At 49.0% G+C, this 11959-nt stretch carries 11 protein-coding genes; 5 read left to right on the top strand and 6 right to left on the bottom strand.

Annotation, left to right across the window (positions count from 1 at the left end; all coding sequences use genetic code 11):
- Nucleotides 1-19: 19 nt before the first annotated feature.
- Nucleotides 20-1513 carry a sulfatase family protein gene (locus ATB02_RS04795; protein WP_105271165.1) on the bottom strand — a complete coding sequence of 498 codons (1494 nt, stop codon included), beginning with the start codon at nt 1511-1513 and terminating at the stop codon, nt 20-22.
- Nucleotides 1514-1533: 20 nt separating this feature from the next.
- Nucleotides 1534-2295 (bottom strand): outer membrane protein OmpK, encoded by a 762-nt coding sequence (locus ATB02_RS04790; RefSeq protein ID WP_001570909.1) that lies wholly within the window; start codon nt 2293-2295, stop codon nt 1534-1536.
- Between the two features lie 611 nt (nt 2296-2906).
- Here ATB02_RS04790 and mokC point away from each other — a divergent pair.
- Nucleotides 2907-3059, top strand: a complete 153-nt coding sequence (mokC, locus tag ATB02_RS04785; RefSeq protein WP_000809168.1) for a type I toxin-antitoxin system toxin MokC — start codon at nt 2907-2909, stop codon at nt 3057-3059.
- A 103-nt stretch (nt 3060-3162) separates the two neighbouring features.
- Here mokC and dnaJ read toward each other — a convergent pair whose 3' ends face one another.
- Together dnaJ and dnaK are read right to left on the bottom strand one after the other, a co-directional pair.
- Entirely contained in the window at nt 3163-4293 is a 1131-nt protein-coding gene (gene dnaJ / locus ATB02_RS04780) for a molecular chaperone DnaJ (protein ID WP_001118464.1), read from the bottom strand.
- Nucleotides 4294-4381: 88 nt separating this feature from the next.
- Nucleotides 4382-6298 carry a molecular chaperone DnaK gene (gene dnaK / locus ATB02_RS04775; protein WP_000516135.1) on the bottom strand — a complete coding sequence of 639 codons (1917 nt, stop codon included), beginning with the start codon at nt 6296-6298 and terminating at the stop codon, nt 4382-4384.
- A gap of 375 nt (nt 6299-6673) precedes the next feature.
- Here dnaK and ATB02_RS04770 point away from each other — a divergent pair, with 375 nt between their 5' ends.
- From ATB02_RS04770 to satP, 3 genes are all read left to right on the top strand, one after another.
- Entirely contained in the window at nt 6674-7078 is a 405-nt protein-coding gene (locus ATB02_RS04770; protein ID WP_105271164.1) for a DUF2541 family protein, read from the top strand.
- Nucleotides 7079-7103: 25 nt separating this feature from the next.
- Nucleotides 7104-7817, top strand: a complete 714-nt coding sequence (msyB, locus tag ATB02_RS04765; protein WP_103253534.1) for an acidic protein MsyB — start codon at nt 7104-7106, stop codon at nt 7815-7817.
- A 148-nt stretch (nt 7818-7965) separates the two neighbouring features.
- The gene (gene satP, locus ATB02_RS04760; protein ID WP_000528541.1) at nt 7966-8532 is read left to right on the top strand and encodes an acetate uptake transporter; all 567 of its coding nucleotides are present in this window, start codon (nt 7966-7968) and stop codon (nt 8530-8532) included.
- 34 nt (nt 8533-8566) lie between these two features.
- Here satP and mog read toward each other — a convergent pair whose 3' ends face one another.
- Nucleotides 8567-9154: a molybdopterin adenylyltransferase gene (gene mog, locus ATB02_RS04755; protein ID WP_001094685.1), complete on the bottom strand. Its 588-nt coding sequence runs from the start codon at nt 9152-9154 to the stop codon at nt 8567-8569.
- A gap of 114 nt (nt 9155-9268) precedes the next feature.
- Complete coding sequence (gene tal, locus ATB02_RS04750) at nt 9269-10222, bottom strand: transaldolase (protein ID WP_000130187.1); 954 nt, start codon at nt 10220-10222, stop codon at nt 9269-9271.
- Between the two features lie 278 nt (nt 10223-10500).
- Here tal and ATB02_RS04745 point away from each other — a divergent pair, with 278 nt between their 5' ends.
- A complete protein-coding gene (locus ATB02_RS04745; RefSeq protein ID WP_001112573.1) occupies nt 10501-11931 on the top strand; it encodes an alanine/glycine:cation symporter family protein in 1431 nt (476 codons plus the stop codon).
- Nucleotides 11932-11959 lie beyond the last annotated feature (28 nt).

Below are 11959 nucleotides of genomic sequence, written 5' to 3'. Positions count from 1 at the left end.
ATTTATTATGGTTATCAGATTAGCCCCAGGTTACCGCTTCCGGTTTATCACCTCTGGCTTTCATTAATGAATCATTATCAATATCGGCTTTATACTTTAAGAACTTACCATACATTTGTTTTTCAATGTCTGGATTTTTACCTATCTGATTAATGGTCTCAAAACGATCGGTTTTGAGGTTGTATAAGTACTTTGGCTTATTGTTACGATCGATGATCATTTTCCAGTCACCATCACGTATCGCCCATTCGTCGGTTGGATCATCCTGGAATGGCATGTCAATTCCGAAGATTAATGGCTTTTCACGTTTTAGCGCCTTGTTCTCAAGGACAGGAACCAACGATTCGCCATCAAAAGTGCGGTCCGTCGGTAATTTGAAGTTCATTATTTTCGCCAGCGTAGGCATCCAGTCCAGACCATAAACGGGAGTATCTGAAACCATTCCCTTTGGAAGATGCTTTCCGTATTTAATAATCGCCGGAACACGGATGCCGCCTTCCCAAAGATTATCCTTGCGACCGCGTAATCCATCAGTTTCCCCTGCCAAATTCAGCTCATACACTTTGCGCGCTTCACGGGTTACTGGGCCGTTATCACTGGTAAAAATAACGATGGTGTTATCTTCTTCACCCATCGCTTTGATTTTATCCAGTACTTTTCCAACCTGAGCATCCAGATAACTGATGTTGGCATAATATTCTCCTGTACCACGCCAGGGTTTATCCGCCCAGTCGCCATAAAATAAATCAGGATGCTGCTTCTGATAGTCGCTCATATAATGTGAGTACATGTCGAGGTATTTTTTGGGCGAAGCCAGGGGACTGTGCACTTCGGTAAAAGCGACATAAAGGAAGAAAGGCTTACTATCCTTTTTGTTATCCAACCAGTTAACGACTTCCGAACTGACATACTCACCACTCATTTTATCGGCACGAGGTGTGGGTTGCCCGTTACGCAACCAACCCGTCGGATACACCATACCAAAACGGGGACGCTCCTTCGCATTATCCAGAGTAGCGTCGGTAACAAAACCCGCCGTATTAACCAGTGAGTAATCAAAGCCCATATCTTTTGCCTGAGGCTGATCGGTACGATCGCCGCCTGCATTCAGATGCAGCTTACCCATCATTGCCGTGTCGTACCCTTGCGCTTTGAGTAGATTAGCAATCGTGAGTTCGTTACGCCCTAAGGCAACATCTTTGCCTGAAGGAATCCATGAGCGAATTCCAGTACGAAATGGCATCCGGCCGGTTAATAGCCCAGCGCGTGAAGGTGAACTTAAAGGGGCGGGCCCATAGTAGTCAGTAAATTTGACCCCTTCCTGGGCAAGCCTGTCGATATTAGGTGTTTTAACGATCTGATGACCATATGTTGCTAAATCGCCATAACCTAAATCATCCGCCATAATAATGACTAAATTAGGTTGTTTAGCCTCTGCGGCTAAGGCAGGACTAAAAGCATTCCCTGTGCAAACTGCAAGGCCGATCAAACTGGCCATTAACGTTTTCTGCATAATTATTCCCTGATAAAAAATTAGAAATCATAACCAAGCATATAAATCATTTGATCGCCAAAGCCATCGTAGCCCAGCTTATTATCGAAATAACGCCACGTCACACTGGCTTTCCAGCGAGGATAGAACTTCCAGGCCACTGTTAAACCGCCATTTAGCCCATTCCGACCAAATTGTTGTTCCGCATAGGCATCATTTCTGTCCAGTTCTATTTCATTCCAGTTAGATAAAACAAATTTTTCGTCAAATAACGTAAAAGGTAATACTGCTGTCCAGCCAACAACATAACCATTCCAGCCATTTGTTTGTCCATATTTGGCTGAGACGTAGTCTCCAGATTGATTATGTAATCCAATATACGGTTTAAAAACCCCCCATGAACCATTCCAGCCGAGGTAGCCCAAACCATAAAACATATCAAGATCGTCACCCCATGAGTTATCCCATTGACCATAGATCTTGCCAAAGAAAGTCATATTGGAGTCAAAGAGTCTGACATGTGTCATAGCAGAAACGGTATGATTACGCCCCGCTACGGCATGGTTAAGCACATTGCTTTCATAAAATGAGTAAAACTCGGCTTCTTTAAAATTCACACCAAAGTCCGCAGTCACTTTCCATACTTCACCACGATGAGTGTTAACGAAGCCACTATTCCAGTCAGCATAACCTGCATTTATTGAGCCAAAGGAACCTTTATATTCTAATGAAGAATATGCAGGAAGATGATAGAAAATCGTTGTCAGGGCACACGCAATAAGAAGCCGTCTTTTGGCAGACATATAATATGTTCTCCATTCATTGTTTTTATGATTCCATAGAAATCAATACATCAGATAATTCATTTTGATTAAGAACGACTCAGAAAGTATATTTAAAGGTGAATGGCAAAGCGTGATGGAGATCGCAGATTACTTTTACCCCCGGGTGTGGAGGTATTGTGTTTCAAAAAGTGTGTCGATTTTAAATATCACTCATTGATTTATAAACATTTTTCCTCACAAAAAGAAAATTCAATTCTGTACAAGAATATTTTGTATCTTCTATTACTTTCTCCAGTAATAACTCACCATTCAGGCATAACTTAAACCTCTTGTTCATAATCTCAACTTTTGTAAATGAAAACGCACATAAGAGTTAAAATAAACAATGTACTAAAGATTAATTACGCAAAAATGCGAGGCGTCTTCAGGATTAGAATCGATAAAACAGAATGGGTTAAAGAGAGCGATATAATAGCGGCGGGTGCTTGAGGCTGTCTGTCTCAGGCATTAGCTGAACGGCAGATAGAGAAAAGCCCCGAGTGATATTTTACCATCAACCCGAGGCCCCCTATATGCAGAACACATGTAGAGTGCCTCTTACTGACCGTAAGGTCAAGGAGAAGAGAGCAATGAAGCAGCATAAGGCGATGATTGTCGCCCTGATCGTCATCTGTATCACCGCCGTAGTGGCGGCGCTGGTAACGAGAAAAGACCTCTGTGAGGTTCACATCCGAACTGGCCAGACGGAGGTTGCTGTTTTCACGGCTTACGAATCCGAGTAAGAGCAACGGCGGGGAGTGATCCCCGCCACTTTACAGGTGCTCGCATATCTTCAACGCACCCTATTTTTACCCAAGCCGGCCCACAGGCAGGCTTTTGGGGAGGTTAGCGAGTCAGGTCGTCAAAAAACTTCTTCACACCATCAAAGAAGCTCTTTGAACGCGGGCTGTTGTGCTCGCCGGTTGGGCCACCGAAGCTTTCCTGCAGCTCTTGCAGCAGCTGTTTCTGCTTCTCGTTCAGGCCTACCGGTGTTTCGACGACAACGCGGCACAGCAAATCACCCTGTGCGCCACCGCGGACAGACTTGACGCCTTTACCGCGCATACGGAACAGCTTACCGGTCTGGGTTTCGCCAGGCACTTTCAGTTTGACGCGACCATCAAGAGTCGGTACTTCGATTTCGCCACCCAGCGCCGCCATAGCGAAGTTGATCGGGACTTCGCAATACAGGTTGTTGCCTTCACGCTCGAAAATCGGGTGCTGTTTAACCTGAACCTGAACGTACAGATCGCCTGCCGGTGCGCCATGCTCGCCCGCTTCACCTTCGCCCGCAAGACGGATGCGGTCTCCAGTGTCCACTCCTGCCGGGATTTTAACGGACAGCGTTTTGCTGCGCTCAACACGACCATGACCATGACATTTGTTGCACGGATCTTTGATCAGCGTACCGCGGCCCTGACAGTGTGGACAGGTCTGCTGTACAGCGAAGAAGCCCTGGCGCATCTGCACCTGACCAGAGCCATGACAGGTCGGACAGGTCTGCGGCTGTGTACCTGGTTTTGCACCGCTACCGTGGCAAACGTCACACTCTTCCAGAGTCGGAATGCGGATCTCTTTGGTCACGCCACGTACAGCTTCTTCGAGGGTGAGCTCCATGTTATAGCGTAAATCAGCACCGCGCGCCGCACGTTGACGACCACGTCCGCCGCCAAAAATATCGCCGAAAACGTCACCAAAAATATCGCTGAAGTCTGCGCCGCCGCCAAAACCGCCGCCGCCCATGCCGCCTTGCTCAAAAGCAGCATGACCATACTGATCGTATGCCGCACGTTTTTGCGAGTCGGTCAGAACTTCATAAGCTTCCTTGATCTCTTTAAATTTCGCCTCGGCCTCTTTGTCACCCTGGTTACGGTCCGGGTGGTATTTCATGGCCAGGCGTTTGTAGGCCTTTTTGATTTCACGCTCTTCCGCTGTTTTGGAAACGCCTAAAATCTCGTAATAATCTTGCTTAGCCATCTTTTTTGATTTGCCCCTAGATGAATGCACGGGCGGAGAGGAAATTCCCCTTCGCCCGTGTCAGTATAATTACCCGTTTATAGGGCGATTATTTTTTGTCTTTGACTTCTTCAAATTCAGCGTCGACAACATCGTCATCTTTCGCGTTGTTTGCAGAAGCATCAGCACCGGCAGTCTGCTGCTGGGCATGTTGCTGCTGGGCGATTTCCATCAGTTTCTGGGAAACCTGTGCCAGTTCCTGCATTTTCGCTTCGATAGCGGCTTTGTCTTCACCTTTCAGAGCAGTTTCCAGTGCAGTCAGCGCAGACTCGATAGCAGTTTTGTCGTCAGCCGGCAGTTTGTCGCCTGCTTCTTCAACCTGCTTACGGGTGCTGTGCAGCAGATGGTCGCCCTGGTTGCGAGTCTGTACCAGCTCTTCAAACTTACGGTCAGCTTCGGCGTTCGCTTCTGCGTCGCGTACCATTTTCTGGATTTCATCTTCGTTCAGACCAGAAGAAGCCTTGATGGTGATCTTCTGCTCTTTACCGCTGTTTTTATCTTTCGCGGAAACGTGCAGGATACCGTCAGCATCGATATCGAAGGTAACTTCGATCTGCGGCATACCGCGCGGTGCCGGGTTGATACCATCCAGGTTGAACTGACCCAGAGATTTGTTATCAGCTGCACGTTTACGTTCACCCTGCAGCACGTGGATGGTTACCGCAGACTGGTTGTCTTCAGCGGTAGAGAACACCTGGCTGTGCTTGGTCGGGATAGTGGTGTTTTTCGCGATCAGCGTCGTCATCACACCGCCCATGGTTTCGATACCCAGAGACAGCGGGGTAACGTCAAGCAGCAGTACGTCTTTTACGTCACCAGTCAGAACACCACCCTGAACAGCAGCACCGATTGCTACAGCTTCGTCCGGGTTAACGTCTTTACGCGGCTCTTTACCAAAGAATTCAGCAACTTTCTTCTGAACCATTGGCATACGAGTCTGACCACCCACGAGGATAACGTCGTCGATATCAGATACGGACAGGCCAGCGTCCTGCAGTGCAACTTTCAGCGGCTCAATGGAACGGTTTACCAGGTCTTCAACCAGGCTTTCCAGTTTCGCACGAGTCACTTTGATGTTCATGTGTTTCGGACCGGTCGCGTCTGCAGTGATATACGGCAGGTTAACGTCGGTCTGCTGAGCGGAAGAAAGTTCGATTTTCGCTTTTTCTGCCGCTTCTTTCAGGCGCTGCATTGCCAGCGGATCGTTGCGCAGGTCAATGCCCTGATCTTTCTTGAATTCTTCAACCAGGTAGTTGATCAGACGGCTGTCGAAGTCTTCACCCCCCAGGTGGGTATCACCGTTGGTTGCCAGAACTTCAAAGGTTTTTTCGCCGTCAACTTCGTCGATTTCGATAATAGAAATATCGAAAGTACCACCACCCAGGTCATAAACCGCGATAGTACGGTTGCCAGTACCTTTGTCCAGACCATAAGCCAGCGCAGCTGCGGTCGGTTCGTTGATGATACGTTTTACTTCCAGACCAGCGATACGGCCTGCGTCTTTGGTTGCCTGACGCTGAGCATCGTTAAAGTATGCCGGTACGGTAATAACAGCTTCAGTTACCGGTTCGCCCAGGTAATCTTCCGCGGTTTTCTTCATTTTTTTCAGCACTTCAGCAGAAATCTGCGGCGGTGCCATTTTTTGGCCTTTAACTTCGACCCAAGCGTCGCCGTTATCAGCAGCAATAATTTTGAATGGCATGATGGAAACATCACGCTGTACTTCTTCGTCCTGGAAGCGGCGGCCAATCAGGCGTTTAATCGCAAACAGGGTGTTTTGCGGGTTTGTCACTGCCTGACGTTTAGCCGGCTGACCAACCAGAGTTTCACCATCCTGGGTATAGGCAATGATAGAAGGCGTGGTGCGATCGCCTTCGGCGTTCTCCAGTACACGAGGAGTGGTGCCATCCATAATCGCTACACAAGAGTTGGTAGTACCCAGGTCGATACCAATTATTTTACCCATCTAAACGTCTCCACTATATATTCGGTCATCATGTGGTTGTGAGTCTGTAATAGGGGCGAAACGTTTGGTTTCAACAGCCCAATTTCATTTTTTTGCAGACTCACTCACTGCGGTTGACTACTAAATGGGGTCGTAACCCACGTCATCAAGGGGGAGATGCAAAAATTTTTTGTGCTTTTGCGCAGAAATTTCGCGATATGCCAGAAGAAGCCATGAAACAGACAGTAATTTCATTCATACAATGAATGAATCGCAACCAAGGCATTCACAAAAAAATTGTAATAAAAAGAAAAGATTACATGACTGAAACTTCTTTTCATCAGCAGTAAACTAGTGAGTATTCTTCCCCCTTCCCTCCCCACGAAGAGAATCCTTATGAAATCCGTTTTTACGATTTCCGCCAGCCTGGCAATTAGCCTGTTGCTTTGCTGCACAGCGCAGGCAAACGACCATAAAATCCTCGGCGTCATTGCCATGCCGCGTAACGAAACCAACGATCTGGCGCTGAAACTTCCTGTTTGCCGCATTGTTAAGCGTATACAACTCTCTGCCGACCATGGCGATTTACAGTTAAGTGGTGCATCGGTTTATTTCAAAGCCGCCCGTAGCGCCAGTCAGAGCCTGAATATTCCTTCAGAAATAAAAGAAGGGCAAACCACTGACTGGATCAACATTAACAGCGATAACGACAATAAACGCTGCGTCTCAAAAATCACCTTTTCCGGCCATACGGTGAACTCATCGGATATGGCCACGCTGAAAATTATCGGCGACGACTAACGCCAGAATATAGAAGCCACAAAAAATGAATGTTAATTACCTGAATGATTCAGATCTGGATTTTCTCCAGCATTGTAGTGAGGAACAATTGGCAAATTTCGCCCGGCTGCTCACCCATAATGAAAAAGGCAAAACTCGCCTCTCCAGCGTACTGATGCGCAACGAACTGTTTAAATCGATGGAAGGACATCCCGAGCAACATCGCCGCAACTGGCAGCTGATTGCCGGAGAATTACAGCATTTTGGTGGCGATAGTATCGCCAACAAACTGCGTGGACACGGTAAATTGTATCGGGCCATTTTGCTCGATGTTTCAAAACGATTGAAGCTGAAAGCCGACAAAGAGATGTCTACGTTTGAAATTGAGCAACAGTTACTGGAACAATTTCTGCGTAATACCTGGAAGAAAATGGACGAGGAACATAAGCAGGAGTTTCTGCACGCGGTCGATGCCAGGGTGAATGAGCTGGAAGAGCTGCTGCCGCTGCTGATGAAAGACAAATTATTGGCAAAAGGCGTGTCGCATTTGCTTTCCAACCAATTGACCCGCATTTTACGCACCCACGCAGCAATGAGCGTACTTGGGCATGGTTTGCTGCGCGGCGCGGGGCTGGGAGGCCCTGTAGGCGCGGCACTAAATGGGGTTAAAGCGGTCAGCGGCAGCGCCTATCGCGTGACGATTCCAGCCGTACTGCAAATCGCCTGCCTGCGCCGGATGGTTAGTGCCACTCAGGTCTGATACCGGAAACCGGGGAAAATTTTCATTTTCCCTTCAAAAGATCGTAGACACTGCCCCACTGGCTGATTATTATGCCGCGCCCTGAAAACACTACAGTTATTCAGGGAAATTATTTCACCATTCATTCGATGATGATTTTTGAGGAATTATGGGCAACACTAAGTTGGCTAATCCGGCACCGCTGGGCCTGATGGGCTTCGGCATGACCACCATTCTGCTTAACCTGCACAACGTGGGTTATTTCGCTCTTGACGGTATTATTCTTGCAATGGGCATTTTCTACGGCGGCATCGCGCAAATTTTTGCTGGTCTGCTGGAGTACAAAAAAGGCAACACTTTCGGTTTAACCGCATTCACCTCTTACGGTTCTTTCTGGCTGACGCTGGTTGCGATTCTGCTGATGCCGAAACTGGGTCTGACCGATGCGCCAAATGCACAGTTCCTTGGTGTCTACCTTGGTCTGTGGGGCGTATTTACGCTGTTTATGTTCTTCGGCACGCTGAAAGGCGCACGCGTTCTGCAATTCGTTTTCTTTAGCCTGACCGTGCTGTTTGCCCTGCTGGCGATCGGTAACATTGTCGGTAATGCCGCGATCATCCACTTTGCCGGCTGGATTGGTCTGATCTGCGGTGCCAGCGCAATCTATCTGGCGATGGGTGAAGTACTGAACGAGCAGTTTGGTCGCACCGTTCTGCCGATTGGTGAATCCCACTAATTGTTTTGAGATCCCCCCGCTCGGGGGGATTTTTTTATTCGCTAACTTCGCGTCTTGCACTCTTCGGTCTGAATGCTGCAACCACTTCCGGTGCCGTTTCAACGTATGGCCCTTCCAGCAACTGAATGCAGTACGGTACGCTGGCAAAAATACCGTGCACCACAACGTTACCCTCAGCGTCCTTCACACCTTCCAGCGTCTCTTTAATAGACTTCGGCTGACCGGGTAAGTTAAGGATTAGTGCTTGTTTGCGAATCACGCCCACCTGGCGCGAAAGGATCGCGGTTGGAACAAAATGCAGGCTAATTTGGCGCATCTGTTCACCAAAGCCCGGCATCTCGCGGTCCGCTACTGCCAGCGTCGCATCGGGCGTGACGTCACGACGCGCCGGACCAGTTCCGCCCGTGGTGAGCACCAGATGGCAACTCATTTCATCCACCAGCTCACACAACGTTTGCTCAATGATCGCCTGCTCATCGGGGATTAAGCGGGTTTCCAGTTCAAACGGCGTGGTTAGCGCCGATGTCAGCCATTCTTCCAGCGCAGGGATGCCTTTATCCTGATAAACGCCGCTGGATGCGCGATCAGAGATGGAAACTAAGCCAATACGTAAAGTATTCATCAAGATTTTTCCGTTTAAACAGTCTCGTTAAACAGAATGATACACTGCGAAGGGAGTGACAGACAGGCTTCAGAAGAGGTAGCGTGACCGACTTCCCGGTCACGCTAAGAATGATTACAGCAGATCGCCGATCATTTTTTCCAGTTTTTCCTGGTCAACAGCAAACTTACGGATACCTTCTGCCAGTTTATCTACTGCCATTGGATCCTGGTTGTGCTGCCACAGGAACTCGGACTCAGTGATACGCGCCGGACGCGCTTTCACTTCGCCGGTGTAAGACAGTTTACGTTCGATAGCCCCTTCGCTCTCAGCCAGCTCTTTCAGCAGTGCCGGTGCGATGGTCAGACGGTCGCAGCCTGCCAGTTCCAGAATTTCGCCGATGTTACGGAAGCTTGCGCCCATCACCACGGTTTCATAACCGTGCTCTTTGTAGTACTGGTAGATTTCAGATACAGAAACCACGCCCGGATCTTCTGCCGGAGCGTACTCTTTCTTATCAGTATTCGCTTTGTACCAGTCAAGAATACGGCCAACAAATGGCGAGATCAGGAACACGCCTGCTTCCGCACAAGCACGAGCCTGAGCGAAGGAGAACAGCAGGGTCAGGTTACAGTTGATACCTTCTTTTTCCAGCTGTTCTGCAGCACGGATACCCTGCCAGGTAGAAGCCAGTTTGATCAGAATACGATCGTTGCTAATACCTGCATCGTTGTAGAGCTTGATCAGGCGTTTTGCTTTCGCAATTGACGCTTCGGTGTCATAGGAAAGACGCGCATCAACCTCAGTTGAGATACGGCCCGGAACCAGTTTCAGGATTTCCAGACCAATATTTACTGCCAGTTTGTCGGTCGCGTCCACGATCTGCTGCGCGCGATCGTTGCTCTGCTGTTTCGCCCAGGCGACAGCATCATCAATCAACTTACGATATTCCGGAATCTGCGCTGCGTTAAGAATGAGAGAAGGGTTAGTTGTGGCATCCTGCGGTTGATACAGCTTCATTGCCGCGATGTCCCCAGTGTCGGCCACTACGGTGGTGTACTGACGAAGGGAGGTCAATTTGTCCGTCATGATAGTATTTCTCTTTAAACAGCTTGTTAGGGGGATGTAACCGGTCTGCCCTGATGATATCACGACGCAACGTCAGCGCAACCGCCGACAAGACGGTTATCGCCTGGCGAGACTGTTTCGGATTTCTGACACTGCGTTGATATCGCCCGCCATTTTTATACAAAACCTCATGTATGCTACGCAGAAGTTATCAAGTACCTCGTAGCGTATATACTTCTTAAACAATTGGTAACGTTTACACAGGAAAGTCATCGCGACCGGCAATAAGAGGGATATGCATGCCAGATTTTTTCTCCTTTATTAACAGCGTCCTTTGGGGATCGGTAATGATTTACCTGCTCTTCGGCGCAGGTTGTTGGTTCACTTTTCGCACCGGATTTGTGCAGTTTCGCTACATCCGCCAGTTTGGCAAAAGTCTTAAAAATAGCATTCATCCACAGCCAGGCGGTTTAACCTCATTTCAGTCATTGTGTACCAGTCTTGCGGCGCGCGTGGGTAGCGGCAACCTGGCTGGCGTTGCACTGGCTATTACCGCCGGTGGACCAGGTGCCGTCTTCTGGATGTGGGTTGCCGCGTTTATCGGCATGGCGACCTCGTTTGCCGAATGTTCCCTTGCACAACTATATAAAGAACGTGACGTTAATGGGCAGTTTCGTGGCGGACCGGCATGGTATATGGCGCGCGGGCTGGGGATGCGCTGGATGGGCGTTCTGTTCGCCCTCTTTTTGCTCATCGCCTACGGCATAATTTTCAGCGGAGTTCAGGCGAACGCCGTTGCCCGAGCCCTGAGTTTTTCTTTTGATTTTCCCCCGTTGGTGACAGGCATTATTCTTGCTGTCTTTGCTCTGCTGGCAATCACTCGCGGTCTTCATGGCGTCGCCCGGCTCATGCAGGGGTTTGTCCCGTTGATGGCGATAATCTGGGTACTGACCAGCCTGGTAATTTGCGTAATGAATATCGGGCAACTTCCCCACGTCATTTGGTCTATTTTTGAGAGTGCTTTTGGCTGGCAGGAAGCGGCAGGCGGCGCGGCGGGATATACCTTAAGCCAGGCGATTACTAACGGTTTTCAGCGCAGTATGTTTTCCAATGAGGCGGGAATGGGGTCGACGCCAAACGCGGCAGCGGCAGCTGCGTCCTGGCCTCCGCATCCCGCAGCGCAAGGGATTGTCCAGATGATTGGCATTTTTATCGACACCCTGGTCATCTGTACGGCAAGCGCCATGCTGATATTACTGGCTGGCAACGGCACAACCTACATGCCACTGGAAGGTATTCAGCTTATCCAGAAGGCGATGCGGGTGTTAATGGGTTCCTGGGGTGCGGAGTTTGTTACCCTCGTGGTTATTCTGTTTGCCTTCAGCTCCATCGTTGCCAACTACATTTATGCCGAAAACAATCTCTTCTTCTTACGCCTGAACAACCCTAAAGCGATCTGGTGTCTGCGAATCTGCACCTTCGCAACGGTCATCGGCGGCACCTTGCTAAGTCTTCCGCTGATGTGGCAACTGGCAGATATCATAATGGCCTGCATGGCTATTACCAATTTGACCGCCATATTACTGCTCTCGCCTGTGGTTCATACCATTGCCAGTGATTATCTACGCCAGCGTAAACTCGGCGTGCGCCCGGTGTTTGATCCGTTGCGTTATCCGGATATTGGTCGCCAGCTTTCTCCGGACGCGTGGGATGATGTTTCGCAGGAGTAATCACAACTATCGATCAACTCATTCTCTT

The sequence above is a fragment of the Escherichia sp. MOD1-EC5189 genome (assembly GCF_002966045.1).
Classification (GTDB): Bacteria; Pseudomonadota; Gammaproteobacteria; order Enterobacterales; family Enterobacteriaceae; genus Escherichia; species Escherichia coli_F.
This window is presented reverse-complemented; position numbering and strand designations above follow the sequence as displayed.